The 26047-nt window shown below is 71.8% G+C and carries 26 protein-coding genes and 3 tRNA genes; 17 read left to right on the top strand and 12 right to left on the bottom strand.

The genetic code is table 11. From position 1 onward, the window contains the following. The first annotated feature begins 61 nt into the window (after positions 1-61). The 6 genes from gyrA to BMZ30_RS13800 all read left to right on the top strand — a co-directional run bounded on the left by gyrA (position 62) and on the right by BMZ30_RS13800 (position 4303). The gene (gene gyrA, locus BMZ30_RS12295; protein WP_093379336.1) at positions 62-2710 is read left to right on the top strand and encodes a DNA gyrase subunit A; all 2649 of its coding nucleotides are present in this window, start codon (positions 62-64) and stop codon (positions 2708-2710) included. After that, complete coding sequence (locus BMZ30_RS13875) at positions 2707-3522, top strand: DUF3566 domain-containing protein (protein WP_219810228.1); 816 nt, start codon at positions 2707-2709, stop codon at positions 3520-3522. Before gyrA ends, BMZ30_RS13875 begins: the two co-directional genes overlap by 4 nt. A 135-nt stretch (positions 3523-3657) precedes the next feature. Further along, positions 3658-3731, top strand: a tRNA-Ile gene (locus BMZ30_RS12285). A gap of 23 nt (positions 3732-3754) precedes the next feature. Next, positions 3755-3874, top strand: coding sequence for a DLW-39 family protein (locus tag BMZ30_RS13870; protein WP_219810227.1), 120 nt, complete (start codon positions 3755-3757; stop codon positions 3872-3874). Positions 3875-3905: 31 nt separating this feature from the next. Continuing rightward, positions 3906-3978: transfer RNA gene (locus BMZ30_RS12280), tRNA-Ala, on the top strand. Positions 3979-4075: 97 nt separating this feature from the next. Then, entirely contained in the window at positions 4076-4303 is a 228-nt protein-coding gene (locus BMZ30_RS13800) for a hypothetical protein (RefSeq protein ID WP_093379334.1), read from the top strand. Between the two features lie 80 nt (positions 4304-4383). Here the strand turns inward: BMZ30_RS13800 and BMZ30_RS12270 are convergent, their stop codons facing one another. Beyond that, positions 4384-5301, bottom strand: coding sequence for a hypothetical protein (locus BMZ30_RS12270; RefSeq protein WP_093379331.1), 918 nt, complete (start codon positions 5299-5301; stop codon positions 4384-4386). A gap of 87 nt (positions 5302-5388) precedes the next feature. Here BMZ30_RS12270 and BMZ30_RS12265 point away from each other — a divergent pair, with 87 nt between their 5' ends. After that, complete coding sequence (locus tag BMZ30_RS12265; protein ID WP_093379329.1) at positions 5389-5928, top strand: peptidylprolyl isomerase; 540 nt, start codon at positions 5389-5391, stop codon at positions 5926-5928. A gap of 189 nt (positions 5929-6117) precedes the next feature. Next, positions 6118-6846 carry a rhomboid family intramembrane serine protease gene (locus BMZ30_RS12260; protein WP_229828409.1) on the top strand — a complete coding sequence of 243 codons (729 nt, stop codon included), beginning with the start codon at positions 6118-6120 and terminating at the stop codon, positions 6844-6846. Between the two features lie 126 nt (positions 6847-6972). On the opposite strand, the gene BMZ30_RS12255 is transcribed toward BMZ30_RS12260, so the two are convergent. Further along, complete coding sequence (locus BMZ30_RS12255; RefSeq protein WP_229828407.1) at positions 6973-7218, bottom strand: cell division protein CrgA; 246 nt, start codon at positions 7216-7218, stop codon at positions 6973-6975. A 158-nt stretch (positions 7219-7376) separates the two neighbouring features. Here BMZ30_RS12255 and BMZ30_RS12250 point away from each other — a divergent pair, with 158 nt between their 5' ends. Together BMZ30_RS12250 and BMZ30_RS12245 are read left to right on the top strand one after the other, a co-directional pair. Continuing rightward, on the top strand, positions 7377-8132 hold the full coding sequence (locus BMZ30_RS12250; protein WP_093379324.1) for a DUF881 domain-containing protein: 756 nt from the start codon (positions 7377-7379) through the stop codon (positions 8130-8132). A gap of 54 nt (positions 8133-8186) precedes the next feature. Next, entirely contained in the window at positions 8187-8810 is a 624-nt protein-coding gene (locus BMZ30_RS12245) for an aminodeoxychorismate/anthranilate synthase component II (RefSeq protein WP_093379322.1), read from the top strand. A gap of 33 nt (positions 8811-8843) precedes the next feature. Here the strand turns inward: BMZ30_RS12245 and pknB are convergent, their stop codons facing one another. From pknB to BMZ30_RS12210, 7 genes are read right to left on the bottom strand one after another with little or no spacing between them, the layout of a single operon-like run. Beyond that, positions 8844-10895: a Stk1 family PASTA domain-containing Ser/Thr kinase gene (gene pknB / locus BMZ30_RS12240; RefSeq protein ID WP_093379320.1), complete on the bottom strand. Its 2052-nt coding sequence runs from the start codon at positions 10893-10895 to the stop codon at positions 8844-8846. Beyond that, entirely contained in the window at positions 10895-12622 is a 1728-nt protein-coding gene (locus BMZ30_RS13955) for a serine/threonine-protein kinase (RefSeq protein WP_093379317.1), read from the bottom strand. Before BMZ30_RS13955 ends, pknB begins: the two co-directional genes overlap by 1 nt. Then, positions 12619-14067, bottom strand: a complete 1449-nt coding sequence (locus BMZ30_RS12230; RefSeq protein ID WP_093379315.1) for a peptidoglycan D,D-transpeptidase FtsI family protein — start codon at positions 14065-14067, stop codon at positions 12619-12621. The genes BMZ30_RS13955 and BMZ30_RS12230 overlap by 4 nt, the downstream gene beginning before the upstream one ends. Continuing rightward, positions 14064-15557, bottom strand: coding sequence for an FtsW/RodA/SpoVE family cell cycle protein (locus BMZ30_RS12225; protein ID WP_093379312.1), 1494 nt, complete (start codon positions 15555-15557; stop codon positions 14064-14066). The genes BMZ30_RS12230 and BMZ30_RS12225 overlap by 4 nt, the downstream gene beginning before the upstream one ends. Continuing rightward, positions 15557-16876 (bottom strand): Stp1/IreP family PP2C-type Ser/Thr phosphatase, encoded by a 1320-nt coding sequence (locus tag BMZ30_RS12220; protein WP_093379309.1) that lies wholly within the window; start codon positions 16874-16876, stop codon positions 15557-15559. The genes BMZ30_RS12225 and BMZ30_RS12220 overlap by 1 nt, the downstream gene beginning before the upstream one ends. 8 nt (positions 16877-16884) lie before the next feature. Continuing rightward, positions 16885-17349: an FHA domain-containing protein FhaB/FipA gene (locus BMZ30_RS12215; protein WP_093379307.1), complete on the bottom strand. Its 465-nt coding sequence runs from the start codon at positions 17347-17349 to the stop codon at positions 16885-16887. 10 nt (positions 17350-17359) lie between these two features. Beyond that, the gene (locus BMZ30_RS12210) at positions 17360-18061 is read right to left on the bottom strand and encodes an FHA domain-containing protein (protein ID WP_093379304.1); all 702 of its coding nucleotides are present in this window, start codon (positions 18059-18061) and stop codon (positions 17360-17362) included. A 208-nt stretch (positions 18062-18269) separates the two neighbouring features. Here BMZ30_RS12210 and BMZ30_RS12205 point away from each other — a divergent pair. From BMZ30_RS12205 to BMZ30_RS12200, 3 genes are all read left to right on the top strand, one after another. Continuing rightward, positions 18270-18352, top strand: a tRNA-Leu gene (locus BMZ30_RS12205). Positions 18353-18501: 149 nt separating this feature from the next. Then, positions 18502-18642: a hypothetical protein gene (locus BMZ30_RS13795; protein WP_177191370.1), complete on the top strand. Its 141-nt coding sequence runs from the start codon at positions 18502-18504 to the stop codon at positions 18640-18642. Continuing rightward, entirely contained in the window at positions 18639-19589 is a 951-nt protein-coding gene (locus BMZ30_RS12200; protein WP_093379301.1) for an SMP-30/gluconolactonase/LRE family protein, read from the top strand. The genes BMZ30_RS13795 and BMZ30_RS12200 overlap by 4 nt, the downstream gene beginning before the upstream one ends. Before the next feature lie 21 nt (positions 19590-19610). Here the strand turns inward: BMZ30_RS12200 and BMZ30_RS12195 are convergent, their stop codons facing one another. Further along, a complete protein-coding gene (locus tag BMZ30_RS12195) occupies positions 19611-21182 on the bottom strand; it encodes an aspartate:alanine exchanger family transporter (protein WP_229828405.1) in 1572 nt (523 codons plus the stop codon). Between the two features lie 155 nt (positions 21183-21337). Between BMZ30_RS12195 and BMZ30_RS12190 the strand changes: the two genes are divergently transcribed. Beyond that, positions 21338-22141 (top strand): YwiC-like family protein, encoded by an 804-nt coding sequence (locus BMZ30_RS12190; protein ID WP_093379298.1) that lies wholly within the window; start codon positions 21338-21340, stop codon positions 22139-22141. Between the two features lie 31 nt (positions 22142-22172). Here the strand turns inward: BMZ30_RS12190 and BMZ30_RS12185 are convergent, their stop codons facing one another. Next, positions 22173-22619 carry a CBU_0592 family membrane protein gene (locus BMZ30_RS12185; protein ID WP_143073203.1) on the bottom strand — a complete coding sequence of 149 codons (447 nt, stop codon included), beginning with the start codon at positions 22617-22619 and terminating at the stop codon, positions 22173-22175. Positions 22620-22913: 294 nt separating this feature from the next. Here BMZ30_RS12185 and BMZ30_RS12180 point away from each other — a divergent pair, with 294 nt between their 5' ends. Continuing rightward, positions 22914-23426 (top strand): hypothetical protein, encoded by a 513-nt coding sequence (locus tag BMZ30_RS12180; RefSeq protein WP_093379292.1) that lies wholly within the window; start codon positions 22914-22916, stop codon positions 23424-23426. Between the two features lie 24 nt (positions 23427-23450). Here the strand turns inward: BMZ30_RS12180 and BMZ30_RS12175 are convergent, their stop codons facing one another. After that, a complete protein-coding gene (locus BMZ30_RS12175) occupies positions 23451-24545 on the bottom strand; it encodes an alkene reductase (RefSeq protein WP_093379290.1) in 1095 nt (364 codons plus the stop codon). 109 nt (positions 24546-24654) lie between these two features. Between BMZ30_RS12175 and BMZ30_RS12170 the strand changes: the two genes are divergently transcribed. Then, complete coding sequence (locus tag BMZ30_RS12170; RefSeq protein WP_093379287.1) at positions 24655-25560, top strand: LysR family transcriptional regulator; 906 nt, start codon at positions 24655-24657, stop codon at positions 25558-25560. After that, the gene (locus BMZ30_RS12165) at positions 25557-26033 is read left to right on the top strand and encodes a hypothetical protein (protein WP_093379284.1); all 477 of its coding nucleotides are present in this window, start codon (positions 25557-25559) and stop codon (positions 26031-26033) included. Before BMZ30_RS12170 ends, BMZ30_RS12165 begins: the two co-directional genes overlap by 4 nt. The last annotated feature ends 14 nt before the right edge of the window (positions 26034-26047 follow it).

The raw sequence follows: 26047 nt of genomic DNA, 5'->3' as shown, positions 1-26047 counted from the left end.
GCGAGCAGAACCCAGCAGCCTGACCAAGACCCGGCGGATGCGCCGAGCGAAGGACTGAACGGTGACGGACGAGACTCCCGGCTACAACCCGGTGCGCGCCCCCGAGGCGAGCGCCATCAACGGCGTCAACCACGGGCGGATCGACGCCGTGGACCTCCAGACGGAGATGCAGCGGTCGTTCCTCGACTACGCGATGAGCGTCATCGTCTCGCGCGCCCTGCCCGACGTGCGCGACGGGCTCAAGCCGGTGCACCGGCGGGTCCTGTACGCGATGTACGACGGCGGCTACCGCCCGGACCGCTCGTTCTCCAAGTGCACCCGCGTCGTCGGCGACGTGATGGGCAAGTACCACCCGCACGGTGACTCCGCGATCTACGACGCGATGGTCCGCCTGGTGCAGGACTGGTCGATGCGCTACCCGCTCATCGCGGGACAGGGGAACTTCGGCTCGCCGGGCAACGACCCGGCGGCGGCGCCCCGGTATACCGAGTGCAAGATGGCCCCGCTCGCCATGGAGATGGTCCGGGATATCGACAAGGACACCGTCGACTTCCAGGACAACTACGACGGCCGCACGCAGGAGCCCACGGTCCTGCCGTCGCGCTACCCGAACCTCCTGGTCAACGGCTCCGCCGGCATCGCGGTCGGCATGGCGACCAACATCCCGTCCCACAACCTGCGCGAGGTCGCCGAGGGTGTGCGCTGGCACCTGGCCAACCCCGAGGCGTCCAAGGAGGACCTGCTCGAGGCGCTCATGGAGCGCATCAAGGGTCCAGACTTCCCCACCGGCGCGACCGTGCTCGGACGCCGGGGCATCGAGGATGCGTACCGGACCGGCCGTGGCTCGATCACCATGCGTGCCGTGGTCAACGTCGAGGAGATCCAGGGGCGGATCTGCCTGGTCGTGACCGAGCTCCCGTACCAGGTGAACCCGGACACGCTGGCCGCCAAGATCGCGGACCTCGTCAAGGAGGGCCGCGTCAGCGGCATCGCGGACCTGCGCGACGAGACCTCCGGCCGCACCGGCCAGCGACTGGTGATCGTGCTCAAGCGCGACGCCGTCGCGAAGGTCGTGCTCAACAACCTGTACAAGCACACCCAGCTGCAGGACACCTTCGGGGCGAACATGATCGCCCTGGTCGACGGCGTGCCTCGCACGCTGAGCCTCGACGCGTTCATCCGCCACTGGACGACGCACCAGATGGAGGTCGTCGCCCGACGCACGGCGTACCTGCTGCGCGAGGCGGAGGAGCGGGCGCACATCGTGCGCGGCTACCTCAAGGCCCTCGACGCGCTCGACGAGGTCATCGCGCTCATCCGCGCGTCGGCCACGGTCGAGGACGCCCGCGAGGGTCTGATGGCCCTGCTCGAGGTCGACGAGATCCAGGCGCGCGCGATCCTCTCGCTGCAGCTGCGTGCGCTCGCCGCGATGGAGCGCCAGAAGCTCGTCGACGAGTTCACCGAGCTCGAGCGTCGGATCGCCGACTACAACGACATCCTCGTGACGCCGCAGCGTCAGCGCGACATCGTGGGTGACGAGATGGATGAGATTGTCGCCCGCTACGGCGACGAGCGGCGCACGACCATCCTGCCGTTCGACGGCGAGGTCTCGATGGAGGACCTCATCGCCGAGGAGGAGATGGTCGTGACCATCACCCGCGGCGGATACGTCAAGCGGACCAGGACCGACAGCTACCGCTCGCAGAAGCGCGGCGGCAAGGGCGTGCGTGGCGCCCAGCTGCGCGAGGACGACATCGTCGACCACTTCTTCGTCACGACGACGCACAACTGGCTGCTGTTCTTCACGAACTTCGGTCGGGTCTATCGCGCGAAGGCGTACGAGCTGCCCGAGGGCGGCCGCGACGCCAAGGGTCAGCACGTCGCCAACCTCCTGGCCTTCCAGCCGGGAGAACGCATCGCGCAGGTGCTCGCGCTGCGCCACTACGACGACGCGCAGTACCTGGTCCTTGCCACGCGCCGCGGTCTGGTGAAGAAGACGCTCCTGACGGAGTACGACACCAACCGCAGCGCCGGTCTCATCGCGATCAACCTGCGCGAGGACGAGGCGGGCAACGCGGACGAGCTGGTGTCCGCGCGTCTGGCCGACGCGACCGACGACCTGATCCTCGTCTCGCGCAAGGGCATGTCGATCCGCTTCACGGCGACGGACGAGGTGCTGCGTCCGATGGGCCGGTCGACCTCTGGCGTGACCGGGATGCGGTTCCGCGAGGACGACGACCTCCTGGCGATGGACGTGGTCCGTGAGGACGCCTACCTGTTCACGGTGACCCAGGGCGGCGTCGCCAAGCGCACGCTGCTGAGCGTCGAGAACTACCGCCAGCAGGGCCGCAACGGCTACGGCATCAAGGTGGCCAACCTGCCCGAGAAGAACGGCGACCTGGTGGGTGCCCTCGTCGTCGACGAGGCGGACGAGGTGCTCGTCATCATGGAGCGCGGCAAGATCGTCCGCTCGGCCGTGGGCGAGGTGAACCCCACCGGCCGCACCGCCCAGGGCGTCATCTTCGCCAAGCCCGACAAGAACGACCGCATCATCGGGGTCGCCCGCAACGTCGAGAAGGCGGTCGAGGAAGAGGTCGAGGAAGAGGTCGACGACCTCGTCCCGAGCGCGGCGTCCGATGAAGGTGACGAACCGGCGTCGAGCGACGACACTGGTGCGAGCGAAGCGACGGCTGAGGAGGACTCCGAGTGAGCGACGACAAGAAGGCGACGGGCGCGCCGCCGGCGATCACGCCACGCACCCCGACGCCCCGGCCGGATGCTCCCCCGCGGCCCGAGGGCTTCGCGCTGCCCGACGTCGACACGAGCTCGTTCGACAAGAAGCCCGCGTTCTCTGCCGTGACTCGTCCCGCTCCTGGCCCGTCGAGCCCCGTGGGGGCCGCACCGGACACGGACGACGGGGGGCGCACCGGGGACGACGAGCCCGGCGCGCTCAAGGGTGCGGGGCTCAAGCTGCGGACCTGGGGCGGCTCGGCTGTCGCAGCCGTGCAGCGAGCCGTGTCCACGGACGACGACGAGGACGACGCGCGTAGCGAGCGTCCCGTCGGCGGGGCCACGTCTGCGGCTCCGGGAGCGGCTGCCGGCGCGACGCAGGTCGCTAGGGCCGAGACCGTCCGGGTGGAGGAGGGTGTCGAGCCCACGGGTCCGCGGAAGGTGCGGCTCGCGATCGCTCGCGTCGACCCCTGGTCGGTCATGAAGCTCGCGTTCCTGCTGTCCGTCGCCGCGGGCATCATGATCGTCGTCGCCGCGTGGGTGTTCTGGTACGCGATGAACGACCTGGGCGTGTTCACGTCGATCGACGAGATGATCAAGGAGATCGTCGGTCCGGAGTCCGAGATCAACCTGCTGCAGTTCGTCGAGCGGGATCGCATCATCGCGCTGGCCACGATCGTGGCCGTGATCGACGTGGTGCTGATGACGGCCCTGGCGACCATCGGTGCGTTCCTGTTCAACGTCACGGCCGCGCTCGTGGGCGGGATCAACCTGACGCTCACGGACGACTGAGACGCCGACCACAGGATCGGCACGGGAGTCGACGACGTTTTGGTTCCCGTGCCGATGGTGGGGTAATCTCGGTGCGCTGCCCGTGCAGAACTCCCACCGACCTCGCGTCGATCGGAGCGGTGTGCGCGCAGAGACGGGCCTATAGCTCAGGCGGTTAGAGCGCTTCCCTGATAAGGAAGAGGTCGGAGGTTCAAGTCCTCCTAGGCCCACAGTCACGAACGGAGAGATCACCATGAAGCGGCTGATCCTCGCAGTGCTCGCCGCGGTCGCTGGATCGCTGCTGTGGCGGAGGTTCTCGCAGCACGCCGCGGACCGGCAGCTCTGGGCGGACGTGACCGACAGCTTCGAGTAGTCTCGGAGTGCGGCGAGCGTGACGCTCGCACGGGGCCATGGCGCAATTGGTAGCGCACCTGCTTTGCAAGCAGGGGGTTGGGGGTTCGAGTCCCCCTGGCTCCACATTTTCTTGAGCGGGACCGTCGGCCAGCAGGCAGGGGGTCCCGCTCGTCTGTCTGGGTCTGCCTGCCTCGGTGTCCGGGCCGCTAAGGTCCTTCCCATGACCTTCAAGACGCTGACGCTGGTAGTCGGCCTGCTGGCCGTCGTGATCATGGTGGTGTCCTGGCGCGTGGGGGTGGCGGAGGTCGCGCGGGCGCACGGTCGCGGCGACGCGGAGGCGCGGTTCGTGGGGACGAGCGGATCACGCTTCCTCTTCGGGACCATCATCGTGGCGCCGACGCTGCTGACGTTCACCGGGCTCGTGGCGGTGCTCGAGGGCTTCAGCTAGCTCGAACGGCGCGGCGAGCCCGGACACACGAGAGCCCCGGGCATCCGCCCGGGGCTCTCGGTGATCGCAGCGGCCTACGACTACTGCTTGCTGCCGTCCGAGCCGTCCGTCGTCTCGGCGATCGGCTTCATGACGCTCGGCTTCGGCGTCGTGGCCGGGGTGGGCTTGCCGGCGGAGTCGGACTTGGCCGGCACGTCAGCCTTCGCCGCCGCGGTGGCCGCGACCTTGTCGGCGCCCTCGGCGGGCTTCGCGTCGTCGTCGTCCTTCGAAAGCCCGTCCTTCGCTTCCTTCACGGCCGCGGTGGCGGCCGCAGCGGCCCCCGAGACCTTCTCCTTGACGTCGCTCACGACGCCGGAGTCCTCGGTCTCGACCTTCTCCCAGGGCTCGGCCCACGGGTCGACCTCGGGCTGGCTCTTGCGCCACACCGCGTACGCGCCGCCAGCAGCGGCGGCGGTCCCGGCGAGGAACCAGAACGTCTTGCCCTTGCCGGTCTTCTTCGACTTCGCGGCGCGCGAGGCGGCGGCCTTCGCGGCGGCACCGTGCTTGCTGGCGACCGAGTCGGCCGCCTTGGTGAAGCTCTCCGCTGCGGACTCGGCCGACGTGCTCGCCTTCGCCGCGGCGGCCGCGGTGGCAGCGCTGAAGGTGGCGACGAGCTTGGGCAGGTACTCGTCGACCAACTTGTCGTGTGCGACGTCGATCTTCGGGCCCGCCTTCTCGGCGACCTTCTCGACGTGGGGCGACGCTGCGCGGCGGCTCTCCTCCCAGGCCTTCTCGACCCGCGGCGTGAGCCACTCGCGGAACTCGTGGACGCGGGGGTCGCTCCAGTCCTTCGCCTGCGAGGCGGACTCCTTGGCCTGGTGGGCGAGCCGGCCTGCGACCACGCTCGCCTGCGTCCCGGCATCGGAGACCGCAGCGACGAGAGCCGCTGCCGTGTCCTTCACCTTCTCGGAGTCGAGGTGTGCGGCCTTGCTCTTCGAGCTCTTTGCGCCTGTGAACATGTCTGCTCCCGTTCTCGATAAGGATCCATGCCCACTCTGCCACCGATGAGGTCACGGTGCGACGCCAGAGGTGGAACAATGAGGCGCATGTTTGCAACCCTGCACACCACCGCTGGTGACATCCGCATCGAGCTGTTCGCCAACCACGCACCCAAGACGGTCCAGAACTTCACCGGGCTGGCCACGGGCGACAAGACGTGGATCGACCCGAAGACCGGCGAGGAGTCCACCGAGCGCTTCTACGACGGCCTCGTGTTCCACCGCGTCATCGAGGGCTTCATGATCCAGGGCGGGTGCCCGCTGGGCACCGGCACGGGAGACCCCGGCTACAAGTTCAACGACGAGATCCACCCCGAGCTCGGCTTCACCGAGCCGTACCTGCTGGCCATGGCCAACGCCGGTACCCGCCGCAACCCCGTCACGGGCGCGCCGGAGGGCACCAACGGCTCGCAGTTCTTCATCTCGGTCGCCGCGACCCCGTGGCTCACCGGGAAGCACACGATCTTCGGCAAGGTGGCTGACGACGCGTCGCGCGCCGTCGTCGACGCGATCGCCACGACGCCGACCCGCCCGGGCGACCGCCCGATCGAGGACGTCGTCATCAGCTCGGTCACGATCGAGGACTGAGAACCGCACGTAGCGAAGGAGCCGTCGCGACCCATGAGTGCCACTGACGCACCCGGAGGGCCCGCGGCGGCTCCTTCGTGCCCCCGCCACCCTGACCGTCCCTCGTACGTCCGCTGCCAGCGGTGCGAGCGGCCGACCTGCCCCGAGTGCCAGCGGCCCGCGGCGGTCGGCGTGCAGTGCGTCGACTGCGTGGCCGAGCAGGCCCGGACGATGCGCCAGCACCGCACGGTGCTCGGTGCGCCGGTCCGCGCGGACGACCGGCCCTACGTCACCCTGACGCTGATCGGCCTGTGCGCGCTGTCGTGGCTCGCCCAGCGCGTGATCGGGTGGGACGGGTGGACGAGCACCCTGGTGTTCGTGCCGTACCTCGGGGAGACCGAGCCGTACCGCGCACTGACGGCTGCGTTCCTCCACTCGGAGAGCCCGTTCCACATCCTGCTCAACATGTACGCCCTGTGGATAGTCGGTCCCCAGCTCGAGCGCGTGCTCGGACGCGCTCGCTTCGCGGCCCTCTACCTGGTGAGCGCGGTCGCGGGGTCCGTCGCCTTCCTGCTGCTGGCCGCGCCTGGCAGCGAGGCCTGGTTCACCCCGGTCCTGGGCGCGTCGGGAGCGGTCTTCGGGCTCTTCGGCGCGTTCGCCGTCATCTCGCGGCGGCTGGACCGCCGCGCGTCGGGCATCTACTCGCTGCTGGCGATCAACCTCGTGATCGGCTTCGTGCTGCCCAACATCGCCTGGCAAAGCCACCTCGGTGGGCTGGTCGTCGGCGCGGCGATCGCTGCGGGGTTCGCCTATGCGCCCCGCGAGCGTCGTCGGGCGTGGGGCGTGGTGGTCCCGGCGCTCGCCCTCGGGCTCGTCGTGGGCGCCGCTGCGCTCCGCTACGCGACGGCGCCCAGCGTGGTCGAGCTGCTGTTCCGCTGAGGATCACGCCCACAGCAGGATTCGGACGGTCGGGCCCTGTGCACAGAGTTGTTCACACCTGTGGAATTACACCCGTGTAGTTATCCACAGGGTTGTCCCCCGCTGGGGACGAGCACCGAGGCCGGCCTACTTCCAGCGCGTGGCGAGACCGAAGCCGACGATCGCGAACGTGAAGCCGACGACCAGGTTCCAGTTCCCGATGGGCAGGGGCCACTGCATGTTGAACAGATAGGCGACGACGAGGTACACCAGAGCGACGAGGAACAGGGCGATCATCGTGGGAGCGAGCCAGCGGGGGTTCGGGCCCGACGGCATGGCGACGCGCTCGGTGCGTGCGGGACGCGGCTTCTTCTTGCTCGTGGGCTCGGACACGGGGGCGGGCTCCCTGCGATGACGGGGCGACCGGCAGGTCACGCCCGGACGGACGGCGGTACGTCTCGACGCACACGCACGGGCGCCTCGGTGCGCCCGCAGCACATAGCCTAGTGCTCAGGCCCGTCAGAAGCGGGCAGGCGCAGGGAGGTGAACGGATGGAGCACGGCGCTCGACGCCCCACCCGTCCTTGGCGCGCCCGGGTCGCGGTCATGGCCGTGCTCGCGCTCGCAGGGCTCATGTTCACCGTGAGCGCCACGCTGGCCCGAGATGCCGGCGAGCGCCACCCGCAGGACCTCGCCGCGCTCGTCGAGATCGAGAGCGGCCGGGTGGAGAAGCTCCAGGCCGAGGTCGACGCGCTGCAGGAGACCGTCCAAGACCTCGCGGAGGCCCAGACGGAGATCGGGGACGACCCGATGCTCACGACCGGAGCCCGGCAGGATGCCGTGGCGGCCGGGGCGGTTCCCCTGCGTGGCCCCGGGATCACCGTGACCCTCGACGACGCCCCCGCCGGCACTCCGCTGGGCCCTGAGGTGTCGGCCGACGCGCTCGTCGTGCACCAGCAGGATCTCGAGGCGGTCATCAACGCCCTGTGGGCCGGCGGCGCGGAGGCCATGATGCTGCAGGACCAGCGCGTCGTGACCACGACGGCGTTCCGCTGCGTCGGGAACGTCCTGTCACTGCACGGCCGCGTCTACTCCCCGCCGTACACCGTCCAGGCGATCGGAGACCCCGCAGCCCTCGAGCAGGCCGTCCTCGCTGACGCGGAGGTGCAGAAGTACCTCACCTGGGTCGACGCCGTCGGGCTGGGTTGGGGTGTCAGCCGCGCGGACGAGCTCGAGCTCCCGAGCCGCTCGGCCCCCCTGTCCTATGCCCGGGTCGGCGCGGAGGTCAGCGTGCCGGGCGACTCCTGACCGCGCCGGAGCACGCACAATGGACCCGAGAGCCCACCGACCCTAGGGACTGACATGGCCACGATCCTCGTCGTCGACAACTACGACTCGTTCGTCTACACGATCGTCGGATACCTCGCCGAGCTTGGCGCGGAGACCGTCGTGGTGCGCAACGACGCCGTGCCCGACGCCGCGGACTGGCACTACGACGGGGTGCTCGTCTCCCCCGGCCCCGGCACGCCCGCGGAGGCCGGGGCGAGCCTCGACGTCATCCGTGCCTGCGCTGACAGCGGCACGCCCATGCTGGGCGTGTGCCTCGGGCATCAGGCGCTCGGTGAGGCCTTCGGTGGCCGGGTGACCCACGCCCCCGAGCTCATGCACGGCAAGACCAGCCTGATCGAGCACGCCGGTGCGAGCGTCCTCGACGGCCTCCCGCAGCCGTTCACGGCGACGCGCTACCACTCGCTGGCGGTCGTGCGGGAGACCGTCCCGGACGAGCTGGAGGTCACGGCCGAGACCGCGAACGGCATCGTCATGGGCCTGGCCCACCGGGAGCTGCCCCTGCACGGGGTGCAGTTCCACCCGGAGTCCGTGCTCACCGAGGGCGGGCACCGGCTGCTGGCCAACTGGCTCGAGATCGCGGGCCAGGACGGTGCGGTCGCCCGCTCCGAGGGTCTCGCGCCGCTCATGCGGCACTGAGCACACCGCCGGTTCAGCGCTGGCGGGAGGTGCTCAGTCGTCCCCACCGTCGTCGGGCTCGGTGGGGTCCGTCGGCTGGGTCGGTGGGTCCTCGGTGCTGGGGCCCGGTCCCATCGACACGTAGATGACGACGTCGGATCCCTCCTCGACCTGGACTCCGGCGGACGGGACGAGGAACACCTCGCCCGCCACGCGCTCGTTGGAGGCCTCGCTCTCGACCTGAGCGTTCAGACCCAGCTGGTCGAGGCGGTCGCGCGCCTCAGCCTCGGTCAGGCCCACGAGGTCCGTCGGCACCTGGACGAGCTCGGGCGGCAGCGGGATCGCGATGACGAGGGTGACCGTCGTGTTCGCGTCGATCGGACCCGCGGCGGGCTGCTGGTCGATGACCGTGCCCGCCTCCTCCTCGCTCTCCTGCTGCGTGGTCTTGATCCGGGTGATGCCGATCTCGTCGAGCTTCGCGGTCGCCTCCTCCTCGGTCATGCCGAGCAGCGAGGGGACGTCGATCTGGCCGTCGGAGATGTAGAGCGTCACGGGCGTGCCCTCGGCCACCGACTCGCCGGCCTCGGGGTCCGTGCGCGTGACGTTGTTGCGCGGGACCGTGCCGCCGGTCTCGGACTCTCGCGAGGTCGACACCTCGAGTTTGGCCTCGCGCAGGGTGCGTTCTGCGGTGGCCTGGTCCATGCCGGACACGTCCGGGACCTTCACCGTGTCGGGTCCCGCGGAGAAGTAGACGTCGACCGTCGAGCCGACCTCGACGTCCTCGCCCGCACCGGGCTCGGAGCGGACGAAGAGTCCTTCCTCGGTGGTCGACGCCTCCGACAGACCGCGCATCTCGAGCCCGACGGCGTCGAGCTCCGCCTGCGCCTGCTCCTGGGTCATCCCCGCGAGTGCGGGGACCGGGACGAGCGACGGCTCCTCCTCCTTGTTGGAGTTGACCACCAGGAGGGCGATCAGGCCGGCGAGCGCCAGCAGCGCGACGACGACGAGGGTCCAGACGAGTGCCTTGCGGGACTTCGCCTCGGGCTCGGACGTCCGCGTCTGCGCCGCCGCGGCCCCGGCTCCTGCCGCCGCCGCTACGCCGGTCGGGGCCCAGGGCGAAGCCGCGGGCAGGGCCTGGGTCGCTGGCCCCGGGTCCGTGCCGAACACCTGGGTCGCGTGCTCGAGCGACTCCGTCGGTGCGCCGGTGGCCGCCGCCGCGACTGCGGCGATGGGGCCGGCCTCGACCTTGCCGCCGTGCAGCGCGGACTCGAGGTCGGCGCGGAACTCCGCGGCGGTCGAGTAGCGGGACGTGCGCTCCTTGGCCAGAGCCTTGAGCGTGATGCGGTCCAGGACCTCAGGAACGTCGCCGGCCAGCTGGGACGGCAGCGGCGGTGCCTCGCGGACGTGCTGGTAGGCGACCGCCACGGGTGAGTCGCCCTGGAACGGCGGACGCCCCGTGAGCAGCTCGAACAGCAGGCAGCCGGTGGAGTACAGGTCGCTACGAGCATCGACGCTCTCGCCGCGCGCCTGCTCGGGCGACAGGTACTGAGCGGTGCCGATCACGGCCTGCGTCTGCGTCATGGTCGCGGAGGAGTCCGCGATGGCGCGCGCGATGCCGAAGTCCATCACCTTGACCGCGCCCGTGGGTGTGAGCATCACGTTCGCAGGCTTGATGTCGCGGTGGACGATGCCCGCCTGGTGGGAGTACTCGAGCGCGGAGAGCACGCCCGAGACGATCTCGATGGCCTCCTCGATGGGCACCGCGTGCCCGTCACGCAGGATGTCGCGGACCGTGTGGCCCTCGACGTACTCCATGACGATGAACGGCACGTGGGCGACCGCGCCGGTCGTCTCGGTGTAGACCTCTTCCCCGGTGTCGTAGACGGCGACGATCGCGGGGTGGTTGAGCGCGGCGGCGGCCTGGGCCTCGCGGCGGAACCGTGCCTGGAAGGACGGGTCGCGGGCGAGGTCGGACCGCAGGATCTTGATCGCGACGGTGCGGCCCAGCCGGGCGTCGTGCCCGATGTGGACCTCAGCCATGCCGCCACGGCCGATGAGCTCACCGACCTCGTACCGGTCAGCGAGAATCCGAGGTGCCTGCGCCACTACGCGTCCTTAGGTGTTGTCGGGTCCACGGCGGTCGGCCGCAGGTCCATGATGTGCATCTTCCCATCGTCCGACCCCGGGAAGGGCGAGCCGGACACCGTGCGAGACGCCCCGCCACGGTACTCCTGCGCGTTCGCGCCGTCGTCGTCCCCGGACCCGAGGTTCAGGATCGCAGCGACGATCATCACGAGCAAGATGCCCGCGAGCACGAGGGACGGCCACGAGAAGCGGCCGAGGCGCAGTCCGGTCGAGGTGGAACGTCCCGGGGCGGGGAGCGCTCGTGCCGCCGACGCCGGCCGCCGCACCGTGGTGGCCTGCCGACGGGTCGCCGGGGGGATCGAGGGCGGGGGCGGGCTCGGCACCGGGGGCAGCCACGCCGGGTCCGACGCCGGCCCGGACGTCGGTGGCCGTGGGACGGGCGGCGGGGGGACCGAGGGCTGCGCCGTCGGAAGGGGTCCGGACGCCGCGTAGCGGGACGCCTCGCGCGGCCACGCGGTGCCACCGGAGCGAGGTGCTTCCTCGGCAGGTGCGGTGGTCGCGGTCCACGAGGGCGCCTGCGTCCCCGCGTCCGGGCCTGCGCCGGCTGCCCCGCTCGCCGCCTCGGCGGGCGGGACCTGCGGCTGGACGGTGGTGCGGGTGACCGGACGCGGCACAGGGGTGCGCGACGCCGTCGTGTGCCAGGGGGCGTCGGTGCGCGTCGAGGCCTCGCGCGCCTCCCGGGCCGCCCGGACGGCCGCACGGGACGGCGCGGCGGTGCCCGCGGTCGATGACGGCGCCGGGCGCGGAGCGAACGACGAGGACTCCGGGCTCGCTGCCGTCCGCACGCTCGCCGCCGAGTGGGCGGACACGCTGGACATGGCGGAGTGACGCCCGAGGGACGACCGGTTGCGGCCAAACGGGTCCGTCTCGATGCTCTCGGCGAGCTGGTCCAGCACGGCGGCGAGGGCGGCGCCGGAACGCGGGCGTCGGGTCGGGTCCTTGTCGAGCATCTGCATGATGAGCGCCGCGAGGTCGGTGTGCACGGTCGTCGGCAGCGGTGGGACGGCCTCGTTCACGTGGGCGACGGCGATGTCCACAGGCGTCTGGCCGGTGAAGGGCCGGTGCCCGACGGTGGCCTCGTACGCGACGATGCCGAGCGCGTAGATGTCCGACGCGCCGGTCGCGGCGCGCCCGATCGCCTGCTCGGGCGACAGGTACTGGGCGGTGCCCATCACCATGCCGGCGGCGGTCATCGGCACCTGGTTGGTCGCGAGCGACACCCCGAAGTCGGTGATCTTCACGGTGGTGCCGTGCTCGAGCAGGATGTTGCCCGGCTTGACGTCGCGGTGCACGACGCCGGCCACGTGGGCGGCGTGCAGCCCGCGCGCGGTCTGGGCGAGGATCGGCAGCAGAGTGCGCGGCGGGAGCACGGGACGTCGCTCGAGCAGGTCGCTCAGCGGCTCCCCGACCACGAGCTCCATCACGAGGTAGCCCGACCCGGACTGCTCGCCGTAGTCGTACAGCTGGGCGATGTTCGTGTGGGAGAGCGCTGCGCTGTTGCGGGCCTCGGTGCGCAGACGGTCCAGGAAGTCGGAGTTCCCGGCGAACTCCTCGCGCAGCACCTTGACGGCGACGTCGCGCGCGAGGCTGGTGTCGCGGGCGACCCACACCTCGCCCATCCCGCCGACGGCGATCTGGCGCACCAGGCGGTAGCGACCGCCGAGAGCGAGCCCCTCGACCGGCTTCACGAGATCACCGCCTGCATGACGGCGCGGGCGATCGGGGCAGCCACGGCCCCGCCGGTGGCCTCGGCGCCGAGGTTCCCGCCGTTCTCGACGATCACCGCGACGACGACCTCGGGGTCGTCCGCGGGCGCGAACCCGACGAACCAGGCGTGCGGGGGCGCGTCCGTGGTGGTCTGGGCTGTGCCGGTCTTGCCCGCGACGTCGACACCGCGGATCTGGGCCGCCGAGCCGGAGCCGCCCGTGACGACGCCGACCATCATGTCGGTCAAGGTGTTCGCGGTGGTGGCGCTGATCGGCCGGGCCAGCTCGCTCGGTTCCGTCTGGCTCACGACGTCGAGGTCGGCGGTCCGCACGGTGTCCACGAGGTACGGGGACATCTGCACGCCGTCGTTGGCGATCGCGGAGCCGACGAGGGCCATCTGCAGGGGTGTCGCGGCGACGTCGAACTGCCCGATCGACGCGAGCGCCGTCTGCGGCACGTCGAGCTCACCGGGGAAGACGCTCGGCGTCGTCTTGAGGGGGATCTCCACGGACGTCCCGAACCCGAACGCCTGGGCCGTGGAGCGCAGCGCGTCGGCGCCGACGTCCATCCCGAGCTGGCCGAACGCGGTGTTGCAGGAGATGCGCAGGGCGTCCGCGAGGGTCATCTCCTCGTCGGGGGCGCACGTGGCCCCGCCGAAGTTCCCCATGATCGAGCTGGACTGCGGCAGGGGCAGCTGGTCGGGCGCCGGGATGACCGTGTCGGCGTCGTACGCCCCGGACTCGAGGGCCGCCGCCGCGACGAGCAGCTTGAAGGTCGAGCCCGGCGGGTAGCGGTTGGTCGTGGCGCGGTTGATCAGGGGTGAGTCGTCGTCGGCGAGGAGCCGCTGGTACTCGTCGTTGACGAGCGAGGTGTCGTGCGCGGCGAGGTCGTTGGGGTCGTAGCTTGGCTTCGAGACCATCGCGAGCACGGCGCCGGTCTTCGGGTCGAGCGCGACGACGGCGCCGCGCTGGTCCCCCAGGGCGTCCCACGCTGCCTGCTGGGCCGCGGCGGAGATCGTCACCTCGACCGAGGAGCCGCGGGGCTGCTCGCCCGTCACGAGGGCCTCGAGCCGGGAGATGAACAGCGAGTCCGCCGTGCCGTTGAGCACGGAGTTCTGCGTGTACTCGATCGCGCTGCGACCGAACACGATCGAGTAGAAGCCCGTCACGGGCGCGTAGAGCGGGCCCTGCGGGTACTCGCGCTGGTAGCCGAACGCGTCGTCCGACGGCGTGGAGAGCGCGACGGACTCGCCGTCGACGATGATCGGGCCGCGCGAGTTGCCGTACTCGCGGTAGATCGTGCGCACGTTGCGGTTGTCCGCGTTGAGGTCGGGCGCGGCGAACACGTGGATGTACGTCGCCGCGACCATGAGGGAGAGCATCATCACGAACGCCACGAGGGAGAGCCGGCGCAGGGCGGCGTTCATGCGCGTCCCTCCTGTCGGATGATCTCGGTGACCTGCTCCTGGCCGGGCTCGTGTTCCGGGCTCGGGACGGGACCGTGGTGGGCGACGGCGTCGTCGGGCTCGTCGTCGTCCTCCGGGGTGGTGGGGACGAGCGGTCCGCCGCGCAGCGGCAGGGGCGTGGGCCGGCGCGCGCTGTCGCTGATGCGCAGCAGGAGGGCGACGATCAGCCAGTTGGCGAGCAGGGACGAGCCGCCGTAGGCCAGGAACGGCATGGTCAGCCCGGTCAGCGGGATCACGCGGGTGATGCCCCCGACAACGACGAACACCTGCCACGCGAGGACGAACGCGAGGCCGCTCGCGAGCAGCTTGCCGAAGCCGTCCCGGACGCCGATCGCCACGCGGAAGCCGCGCTCGACGAGCACCAGGTAGCACAGCAGGATCGCGAGCAGGCCGGTGAGGCCGAGCTCCTCGCCCAGCGAGGCGGTGATGAAGTCCGACGACGCGAACGGGACCAGCTGGGGGTGGCCCTGGCCCCACCCGGTGCCGAACAGGCCACCGGAGGCCATGCCGAACAGGCCCTTGACGAGCTGGCTCGACCCGCCCGGGCTGCGCTCGTAGATCGCCGGGTCCATCGCGTTGAGCCACACCTCGAACCGGGCGGCGACGTGACCGAACTGCGTGGCGGCCAGGGCGGCGCCGCCGGCGAAGAGAGTCAGGCCGATCACGATCCAGCTGACGCGCTCCGTCGCGACGTACAGCATCGCGACGAACAGGCCGAAGAACAGCAGCGAGGTGCCGAGGTCGCGCTCGAGGACGAGGATCGCCAGACACGCGGCCCACACGACGAGGATCGGGCCGAAGTCGCGCAGGCGTGGCAGCTGGATGCCGAGCACCTTGGGGCCGGCCATCGCGAGCGTGTCGCGGTTGGTCACGAGGTAGCCGGCGAAGAAGACGGCGAGCGCGAGCTTGGCGAACTCGGCGGGCTGCAGCGAGTAGTCGCCGACGCCGATCCAGATGCGCGCGCCGCGGATCTCGTTGCCGAGCCCGGGCACGAGGGGGAGCAGCACGAGACCGAGGCCGACGACCATCGCGGTGTAGGTGAACCGGCGCAGGGTGCGGTGGTCGCGCAGGAACGCCAGCAGGAAGGCCGCCGCGGCGACGCCGACGGCGGTGATGACCAGCTGCTTGGTGGCGAGCTCGGAGGAACGTCCGGCTGCCTGGGCGGCGAGGTCGAGGCGGTGGATCATCGCGAGTCCCACGCCGTTCAGGGCGACGGCGACCGGCAGGATCACGGGATCGGCGTAGGGCGCGAAGTACCGCACCAGCAGGTGCAGGACGACGGCGAGGAGGACCAGGACACCGCTGTGGGCGTAGAAGTCTGCGGGCAGCGACTCCTCGACGGCGAGCGAGACCGACGCGTAGGCGCCGAGGCCGAGCACGACGGCGAGCACGAGCAGGATGAGCTCGCGGCCGCGCCCGCGCCGGACCTCGCCCGGCTGCACGGTCGCCATCACTCGCCGCCCGTGCCGTCGGCAGGCGTCGGCGTGGGTGTCGGCGTGGGTGTCGGGGTGGCCGCCGCGGCGAGGCCGAGTGCGCGCGTGCGGGCCGCGGTCAACGAGTCCTCGGGCAGGGTCTGCTCGAGGCGGTCCACCACGAACTCGTCGAGGGTGGAGATGTCGATGTTGGTGCGCTCCACCTCGGTCGAGAGCGAGAACGGACCGGCCTGCTGGGGAATGCCACGGAAGATCGCGACGGTGTTGTCCGCGATGCCGACGTAGTACTGCTCCTGCGTCCAGCGGTAGCCGAGCCAACCGAGGCCTGCCACGACGGCGAGCAGCACGGCGACGGCGGTGACGACGCGCAGCCCGCGACGGCGGCGCCGCGGCTGGCTCGTGGCGTCGTCGTCCTCGTCCTCGAGGTCCTCGTCGTCGTCGGGCTCGTCGGGGGCGTCGTCGGCCGCCCGGGGCTCGTCGGCGCTGCGGACGAGGATCGCGGCACGCGCTGCGGGGCCGTCCTTGGCGACGGTCGGGCGGTCGCGGTCGACCGCGGCCGAGCCGGCGATCTGGACGTCGGAGCTGGGCTCGACGTCGTCGGGAAGGTCGTCGAGGTCGAGGACGTCCGCCACCAGGCAGGTGATGTTGTCGGGCCCGCCGGCGCGCAGCGCGAGCTGGACGAGCCGGTCGGTGCAGGCGTCAGGATCGGTGACGTCACGCAGCGCCTGCGCCATGGTGGACTCGCTCACGTAGCCGCACAGGCCGTCCGAGCACAGCAGGAGCCGGTCCCCGGGTCGCGCCTCGCGCATGGAGACGTCGGGGGCGAGGTCGAGCCCGAAGTCCGTCAGCACGCGCATGACGACGTTGCGCTGCGGGTGGACGTGGGCCTCCTCGGCCGTGATCTTTCCCGTGTTGACGAGGTGCTGGACGAAGGTGTGGTCCGTCGTGATCTGCGTGAGCTCGCCGTCGCGCAGCAGATAGGCACGGGAGTCACCCATGTGAGCCATCGCGAGCTTGGAGCCCACGCGCAGCATCGCGGTGATCGTGGTGCCCATGCCGGACAGCTCGGGGTTCTCGGCGGAGAGCGCGACGAGCTCGTCGCGGGCGCGGTCGATCGCGGACTCGAGCTCGTTGATCGCGTCGTCCGTGCCGAAGGAGTCGTCGTTCAGCGTCGCCAGGTTCGCGACGGCGATCGACGATGCGATGTCACCGCCCGCGTGGCCACCCATGCCGTCGGCGACGACGAGCAGGTTGGGGCCGGCGAAGCCCGCGTCCTGGTTGTTGGACCGGACGAGTCCGACGTCGGACCGGAGGGCGTAGCGCAGGGCGATGGTCACGGGCCGGGTTACCTCTGGAGCTCGAGGACGGTCTGACCGATGCGCACGGGGGTGCCGGCGGGCAGGATCGTCGGTTCTGCGAGCCGCTGCTCGCCGATGTACGTGCCGTTCGTGGAGCCGAGGTCCTCGACGACCCACTGCTCGCCCTGGGGGAAGATACGCGCGTGCCGCGAGGACGAGTAGTCGTCGTCGAGCACGAGGGTGCAGGCCGGGGCGCGGCCGATGAGGATCGCGGAGCTCGTCAGCGGGAGGGTGGTGCCGGTCAGGGAGCCGTCCGTCACGACGAGCCGCGTGGGTCGCGTGGAGCGCCCGGGCGACGACGGCGCTGGCGTCCCGGTGCTGCGGCCCGCGAGCCGCGGGGTGATGCGGGTGCCGTAGATGTCCTTGCGCAGCACGCCGATGGCGGCCAGCACGAAGACCCACAGCAGGACCAGGTAGCCCAGCCGGAGCAGGGTGATCGTCAGCTCGCTCATCGGGGGCCGGTCACCTCTCGTCCGACTCGGCGCCGGTCCAGAACAGGATGCGGGTGCGCCCGATGGTCAGGGAGTTCCCGTCGAGCAGCGTGGCGGCGGGGACCTGGTGGCCCTCGACGTACAGCCCGTTGGTCGAGCCGAGGTCGGTGGCGACGACGCCATCGCCCGTGATGCGGATCTCGAGGTGCTTGCGGGAGACCCCGGGGTCGTCCACCACGATGTCGGCCTCGGAGCCTCGCCCGATCACGGTGACTGGCCCGGTGAGCAGATAGCGCTGGCCGTCGATGTCGACGAGCGGGTGGCGGGAGCTGGGGGCGGCCGACGGCGGGGCGACGTTGCCCCGGGTGCTGCGCGAGCGCAGCTGGTACCGGCCCGGCTCCAGGTCGGTGCGTTCCTCGAAGGTCACCGTCACCGGCCCGACGAACGCGTAGTGCTGGGAGGCTGCGTACTCGGTGACGTTGGCCGCGAACTCGTCGGCCATCGGCTCCGCGCCCCAGCCCTCGACCTGGGCGAAGTCGTCCGGCGAGAGCTGGATGGTGAACTCGTTGGGCACGACGGTGCGGTCGCGGTCGACCGCGGCGGCGCGGTCGTCGACCTCTCGGCGCAGGGCGCTCGCGAGCTCGACGGGCTTGAGCTCGCTGCGGAACACCCGAGCGAACGCGTTGTTCATGACGCGCTCGACGCCCTTCTCGAACTTGTCCAAGACGCCCATGCCCACACCTCCTTCTGACCCCCGGTCGGCCCCCGGTTCCTGTGCGCCCCGTGGTCGGAGCGCACAGCAGCATGACGCACATGGCGCCCGCCTCACCGATCGTAGCCGCAGGTACCGGTCCTGAGGTGGTGTTCCACCGGGGGAAGTCGGTGAGGTTTGGGGAAGGTCTGGCGTGCGTGCTAGCCTTCACTGCGCTCGTGAAGAGCATGCGTGAGTGGCGGAATGGCAGACGCGCTGGCTTCAGGTGCCAGTGCCCGCAAGGGCGTGGGGGTTCAAGTCCCCCCTCACGCACGCAGACAGAACCCCGGTCCGGACCTCGTCCGAGCCGGGGTTCTGTGCGTCCGGGCGAAGTTCGGAGGACTTGTGCACGGCGCTGGCGTGCAGAGGTGCTCCCGAGATCTGGCCGGCGCAGTGTTGACCGCGCACCGGCGGGCTGCCCGGTGCCGTCCCGCGGCTCGTGGATCGCGATCACGGGACTCCTCGTGCTCGCGCTCGCCGCCGCTGGCGTGCTGGCCGGGCTCGCGGGACGCCGCGAGACGCGGTTGCCGCGGTCCGAGCGGCGCACCACGATGGAGCGATGACCACGATCTTCGCGTTGCCGGCCAGCACGGACGTCTTCGAGCTCGGCGAGGGCCCGTTCTGGGACGCTGACCGCGACCGCCTGCTCTGGGTCGACATCCCCTCCGGCAACGTGCACGCCGGGCGCGTCGACCTGGGCACGCTGACCCCGGACGGCACGTCGCTCACGGGGACGGCGGACACCGCACGCGTGACGATCACGACGGACGAGACGCACGCGATCGGCGAGTTCGCGACGCTCGTCGTCCCCGACGCCGACGGCCGCCTCCTCGTCGGTGCGAGGTCCGCGCTCGTCGTCGTCGAGCCGGACGGGACCGTGCGGCCCGCCGTGGACGTGCTCGACCCGACCGAGGAGCGACGCCTCAACGACGGCGCCTGCGACCCCGCAGGCCGGATGCTCGTGGGCACGCTGGCCCTCGACGGTCCCACCGGCTCGGAGGTGCTCGTGCGGCTCGAGGACGACGGGTCCCTGACGACGCTCGACGACGACCTCCAGCTGTCCAACGGCCTCGCGTGGACGCCGGACGGCACCTTCTACTCCGCGGACACCGAGGCCGACGTGATCCGGGCGCGCGCCTACGACGCCGAGACCGGCGAGGTCGGCCCGCGCCGCGAGGTGGTCCGGTTCGAGGACGGCAAGCCCGACGGCCTCTGCCTCGACAGCGACGGCAACCTCTGGGTCGCGCTCTACGGCACGGGTGAGGTGCGCTGCGTCAGCCCCGAGGGCGAGGTGCTGCACACGGTGGTCACGGGCATCCCCGCGACGACGTCGGTCGCGTTCGTCGGGCCGGACCTCGACGTCCTGGTCATCACGACGGGGCGCGAAGGGCTGGACGCGGACGATCGCGAGGCCCTGCCGGACGCGGGCCGGATCTTCGTCGCGCCCGTCGGCGCGGAGCTCGGTCTGCGTGGCGCCCCGGTCCCGCTGTGGAACGGTCGCGGCGCCTGAACGGTCGCCGTACCGCGCCAGCTACACCGCGACGATCAGCTGGACCAGCAGAATCTTCACGATGATGCCGAGGGCGAAGGTCGCGGCGTACCCGGACTCGATCCGCTCGTCGACCACCCGCTCGCCCGCGTAGGCGAGGATGGCCGGCTGGCCGAGCATCCCGGCAAAGCCGCCCGACGCCCGGGGAGCGCTGACGCCGATCCGGCGCGCCGTCCACAGCAGCACGAGTGCAGCGACGCCGACGACCGCGGCGGCCGTGACGACGACCATGAGACCGGTCGTGGTCCATGCCTGGGCGACGAAGTCCTGACCGGAGGCGAGGCCGACGGCGGCGAGGAAGAACAGCAGGCCGAGCTGGCGGATCGTGAGGTTCGCGGCGTGCGGCATGCCCCACACGACCGGCCCGGTCCGTTCCAGCCCGCCGAGCACCATGCCGATGAGCAGAGGCCCCGCGGCGGCGCCGAGCGCGAAGCTCGCCCCGCCGGGCAGCGGGATCGTCACGAGACCGAGCGCGAGCCCGAGCGCCATGCCGATCCCGACGGTGAGGGCGTCGATCTCGGACACGCGCCGCTCGGAGTCGCCCAGGAACCGGGACACGGCCGTCAGCTCGTCGCGCGGCACGACGGCGAGCACGCGGTCGCCGAGCTCGAGCGTGAGGTCGTCGGCGCCCAGCAGGTCGAGGTCCCCGCGGCGCACCCGGGTGATGACACCGCCGAACCGGCCGGGGAAGTCGAGCTCGGCGACGCTGCGCCCGGCGACGCGCCGGTTGGAGACGACGAAGCGCCGGAAGTCGACCACGGTGCGGTTGTGCGCCAGGTGGTCGTCGAGCAGGTGACCGAGGCTCGCCACGGCCGCGTGCACGTCGTCTTGGGGGCCGACGACGACCACCTGGTCTCCGGGGCGCAACGTCTCGTCCGGGGTGATCACACGGGTGCGGCCGTCGCGCGCGAGGTACGACAGGCGGATCTTCTGCCCGAAGCCGGGAACGTCCCGCAGCTGCACCTCGCGGTCGACCTGCGCCGTCACGGCCTCGAGGCCGAGCCCTGCGGCGGGACGCGGGTCCTTGCGGGCGGGCCAGCGTTGCCCGACGACGGCAGAGACCACCAGGATCGCCAGGACCACTGCGACCGGGTAGCCCAGCGAGTAGCCGACGGCCGTCTCAGGACTGTCCGCCGCCGCCTGGGCCGCGGCGAGGGCAGGCGTGGAGGTCAGCGCGCCAGTGTAGGTCCCGGCGACGAGGGCCGGGCTGAGCTCGAACACCTTTCCGAGCCCGATGGCGACGCCTGCGGAGGCGAGGATTGCGAGGACGGTGGCGGCCATGAGCGGCAGCTGGCGCCGCAGGTCGCGGAAGAACGTGCTGCCGGCCGCGAGGCCCACGGTGTAGACGAACAGCGCGAGCCCGAGCGACTGCAGGAGCGCGAGGTTCTCCCCCAGGCGCGCGTCGGTGGCGCCGACGGCCAGTCCGACGAACAGGGCTCCTGACGCGCCGAAGCGCAGCGGGCCGAACGGGACCGCGCCGAGGGCGGTGCCGAGCGCGACGACGACGAAGATGGTGAGGAGGGGGGACGACGCGAGGACGTCGAGGATGGCCACGTCAGGCTCCTGGGATCGGCTTGTTCTCTCAACTTAGGCGATGGCTGCCGCGACCTGTCCGCTGTGAGGGGTTCTGCGGGTGAAATCGTGAGCGAAGCGACAGATTTGACCCCGATCTTCTGGTAGCGGTGCTGTCGCGGTGCCACGATCGAGGGATGACCACCCTCGAGCTGTCTCCGGCGACCCCTGCGCCGCGGCACGTCAGCTCGGGGTGGCTGCCGAGCCGGCACGGCGCGTGGGCGCTGCTCGCGGTCCCGCTGGTCGTCGGCGTGACGATCGCCGGATGGCAGCCCGTGCATGCGCCGCTCACGATCGCCTGGGTCGCGGGGTTCCTCGCGTTCGAGGCGGCCCGTGGGTGGCTCGGGACGCCGCGCGCCGAGCGGGTGACGAGACCCTTCTACACGTATGCGGCGGTGGCGGCCGGGGCCGGCGTCGTCGTCCTCGTCCAGGAACCGCTGCTCGCGCTGTGGCTCCCGGCCTTCGCGTCCCTGGTCGCCGTGAGCCTGGGGGCGGTCCACCGCGGCCGTGCGGGCAGCGTCGTCGACGGCGGGGGCGCGGTCCTCGCGGCCAGCCTGATGCTCCCGGTGGCGTTCGACGCGGGGGCGCCAGGCGCCCTCGTCGCGATGCACGGGGTGGGCATGACGGTCTGGGTCGCGTTCGCCGTCGTGCTCGCCTACTCGTTCGGCACCGTCCTGTACGTCTCGACGATGCTCGCGGAGCGGGGACCGCGACTGTACGCGGCGTCGATCGGCTTTCACGCCGTGGCCCTCGTGCTCATGCGGGTGGTCGCGATGTCGACGCGGGTGTTCCATCCGGTGAGCCTCGTGCTGCTGTTCGGGGCGCTGGTCATGCGTGCCGCGGTGCTGCCGCGCCGGGGAGCCACGTCGACGGAGGTCGCGGTGAGCGAGGCGGGGGCCGCGCTCGCGGTCGCAGCGGTTCTGCTGCTGCAGACGACGTGATCGTCCGGACCGGGGTGAGCCGCGCCGAGCGTCAGGCGGCGAGGGCGATGTCCGTGCGGTCGGCGTCGGCCAGCGCCGCGGCCTCGGCGGCCATGGTCTCTGCCTTGACCGCGTCCGGCTGGGTGTCTCCGTTGGTCGGGTCCAGGACATCGGCGGGGAGCTCGACAGCGGCCGCGAGCTCGAGGGAAACGGTGGCGTCGAGGGACACGACGGTGCCCGAGGCCCGGCGGGCGCGCACGATCGCAAGGATGCCGTAGGTGCCGATCACGACCCAGATCGCGTTCACGACAGCGGAGGGCACTGCGCCGTAGAGGGTCGCGGAGATCCCCATGAGCGCAGCCCCACCCAGCGTGAGCCCTTGGTATAGCAGGGTGTCCGGGCTGATCCGCTTGGCCGTGAGGCCGCCGTAGGCGACCAGACCTGAGAGAGCTCCGGCCCAGCCGGTGACGGCGGCGAGAAGCTCGGGTGCGGCGAACATCGTGATCTGCTCCGAAAAGGGGTTCTGAGTGGGCTGCGCCAAGGAGGAACGGCTCCATGGTGAACCCCCTCCGGGGTTTAGCACAATAGAACAACTCTGTAGCCGGCGTTCAGCGCTACTTCATGGTTGAACGGCGGTTCCGGCTTGGCGGAGACGCGGGGATGGCCGACCGCCGCCGCGCGTTATCGCACCGGATCTTGACGGTGCTGACACCGTTGCCCGAGGTGTCTCGATCCTCGCCGTGCGGGGCGTGGCGCGCAGCGCGATGATGGACCTGTCGAGCGAGGAGGGACCATGGCCGACGCCCTGCACGTGGTGGTCGACGGCGAGCACGTCCGCCGTTCGTTCGGCATGCTCACGAGCTTCATCCTCGCGCCGGACATGATGCCGTCCCTGCTCGGCGACTTCGCCGGGGAACCCGTGGAGGAGCGCCTCTGCCTCCTCGCCTCCAGCCGGACCATCTGGCACATCTTCGCCCAGGACGCGGCGACGGTCGGCGCCTACCCGTCGTTCGACGACGCGCTCGCCCAGACGCGGGACCAGGCCGACGCCGACTACGCGGCGGTCCTGCCCGGCGCCGTGTCGATGGCGCGCGCTCTCGACGAGGCGCTGGCGCTGCGCGGGTCGAGCCAGCTCCCGCCGACGCTCGTCGACCAGATCGGGGCCGACCCTGCCGCGGGGATGGGTGCGTTGGGCTACTACCTGCGCGCGGCGAGCCTGGCGCTCTGCGCGTGCGCCGTGGCGCGCCGGTGCGAGGTGGGGACGCTCCTGTCCGCCGTCGGGCAGCGGCTCGCTCTCGCCACCTGACGGACAGACAGGCCCGGCCTCAGCTCACGCGGACAGCGGCGCCTCGTCGATCGTGGGGTAGTCGATGTAGCCCTCGGGTCCGGGCGCGTACACGGTCGCCTGGTCCACCGGGTTCAGCGGGTGGTCCTCGCGCCAGCGGCGGACGAGGTCGGGGTTGGCCAGCACGGGCCGACCGACGGCGACCGCGTCGCCGTGCCCGGCGGCCAGGAGCGCAGCGGCCTCGTCCTTGGTGGTCACGACGCCGAAGCCGGAGTTCACGATCACGGCGCCGCCGAACCGGGCCCGCAGGTCCGCGACGAGCGGGCCGGCCGGCTCCCGGTGGAGCACGCTCAGGTAGGCGAGCCCGAGCGGGGCGATCTGGTCGACGAGCGCTCCGTACGTCGCGGCGACGTCCGCGTCGTCGGTCTCGAGGGCGTCCTGGATGTTGTGGGCGGGCGAGATCCGCAGGCCGACGCGGTCCGCGCCGATCGCCCGCGCCACGGCGGTCACGACCTCGACGACGAGCCGCGCGCGGTTCTCGGGCGAGCCGCCGTAGCCGTCCTCGCGCACGTTCGCGGCGGGCGACAGGAACTCGTGCAGCAGGTAGCCGTTGGCGCTGTGGATCTCCACGCCGTCGAACCCGGCGACCTCGACGGCGTCGCGTGAGGCGGTGACGAACGCGTCGACCACGCCGCGCACCCCGTCGGCCGAGAGCGCCTCGGGCACCGGGTAGGCGACCTTGCCGGCAGGGCCGTGCGTCTCGCCCTGGATCGCGATCGCGCTCGGGCCGACGACGGTGCGGCCACCGTTGATGTCCGGGTGGCTCACGCGCCCGGCGTGCATCACCTGCGCGACGATCTGGCCGCCCTCCGCATGCACGGCGTCGGTCACGCGGCGCCACCCGGCGAACTGCTCGGCCTCGACCAGGCCGGGCTGGCCCACGAAGCCCTGCCCCTCGTGCGCGGGGTACGTGCCCTCGCTCACGATCAGACCCACGCTGGCGCGCTGGCGGTAGTGCTCGACGACGATGTCGCCCGGGATCCCGGCAGCGCCGGACCGCATGCGGGTCAGGGGGGCCATGACGATGCGGTTGGCGAGCGTGAGGGCGCCGAAGGTCGCGGGGCTGAACAGGTCGGTCATGGGGTCCGTCTCGTCGCAGGTCGGGGGTCCGGCCACGACGGTGGGGCCGGACGGTAGAACCGAGACGCCGGCCAGATCCTTCCCGCAGCGGACCACTAGTCTTGCGGCCATGGCCATCGACCCCCGGCGACTCGCGTACCTGCTCGCCGTGCACCGGTCCGGGGGCGTGCTGGCCGCGGCGGACCTGCTCAAGGTGACGCCGTCCGCGGTGTCCCAGCAGATCGCGCGCCTCGAGGCGGAGGAGGGCGTGCAGGTCCTCGACCGCGGGCCGCGGGGCGTCACCCTGACGCCGGTGGGGCGCATGCTGGCCGAGGCCGCCGAGCGCATCGAGGCGGAGCTGGTGGCCGCGAAGAAGCAGATCACCGCGCTCGACGACGACATCGCCGGCCCCGTCGCGATCGGCGCCTTCCCCACCGTGATCATCGGGATCCTCGTGCCTGCGCTCGCGCTCCTCAAGGAGACGCACCCGGGCATCGAGGTCGAGGTCGTCGAGCACGAGGAGCAGGAGGCCATGCGCGCGCTGCGTGCCGGCGACCTCGACATCGCGCTGCACGAGATCGACGCGGACACCGAGCACGCGCCGCCCCGCGGCCAGCGCGACGTCCCCCTCCTGGACGAGCCGTGGCGTCTCGTCACCCCCGCGACCATGCCGGTCCCCGCGACCCTGCACGACGTCGCCGACGCCACCTGGATCGCGGCTGACCCGGACACCGCGGCCGCGCGCGCGGCGCGGCGCATGGCGGAGACGTTCCGGATCACGATGCGCGAGCGGCACTACTTCTACGACTTCGGCGTCGCGCTCTCCCTCGTGGCGGCGGGCGAGGGCGTCGCCCTGCTCCCCGCGCTCGCCCTGCAGCACGGGGTGCCCGACGGCGTCCAGGTGGTGCCCCTGCCCGGCCTCGGCGCCCGCCGGATCATGGCGCGGCACCGCCAGACCAAGCACGAGCCGCGCCCCGCGGTGTCCGCCGTCCTGGACGCGCTCGCCCAGGCGACCTCCGCGCTCGAGCTCGGATGACAGTCGCCCGGCCTGGCGGACCCGACCGGTCCGCGCGGCCGGAGCGCCTGGGCCGTGTGCTGCGCCGGGCCGCGGCCGCCGCCGGCCTCGGCATGGTGGTGGCGACGGTGTGGGCGGTGCTCCTCGTCATCGGGCTCGCCGGCCCGGACCACGAGGGCCTGTGGGCGGAGATCGTCTGGGAGTCCATCGTGTGGGGGCTGCTCCTCTGGCTGTGGCCACCGGCGCTCGTGGTCGGGGCTGCGGTCGGCGTCGTGGTGTGGCTGCTCGTGCGCAGCGCGGGACGGTGGTCGCGGACGGCCGCGCTCGTCGTCGGGGCCGTCCTCCCCGGGGCGCTCGGGACCGTCGTCACGGGGTGGGCGCCGATCGGGTGGGCGTTCGGTCTGGGCGCCGGCGCCGTCGGCCTCCTCGGTGCCCACCTCGAGCTGCGCTGCCAGCGTCGGTATCGCCCGATTGGGGACATCGGTCCTGCCTAGAGGGGGTAGGAAGG

It is taken from the genome of Flavimobilis marinus, from assembly GCF_900113055.1.
Classification (GTDB): Bacteria; Actinomycetota; Actinomycetes; order Actinomycetales; family Cellulomonadaceae; genus Flavimobilis; species Flavimobilis marinus.
The sequence above is the reverse complement of the archived record's forward strand: the minus strand, read 5'-3'. Positions and strand labels throughout refer to the sequence as shown.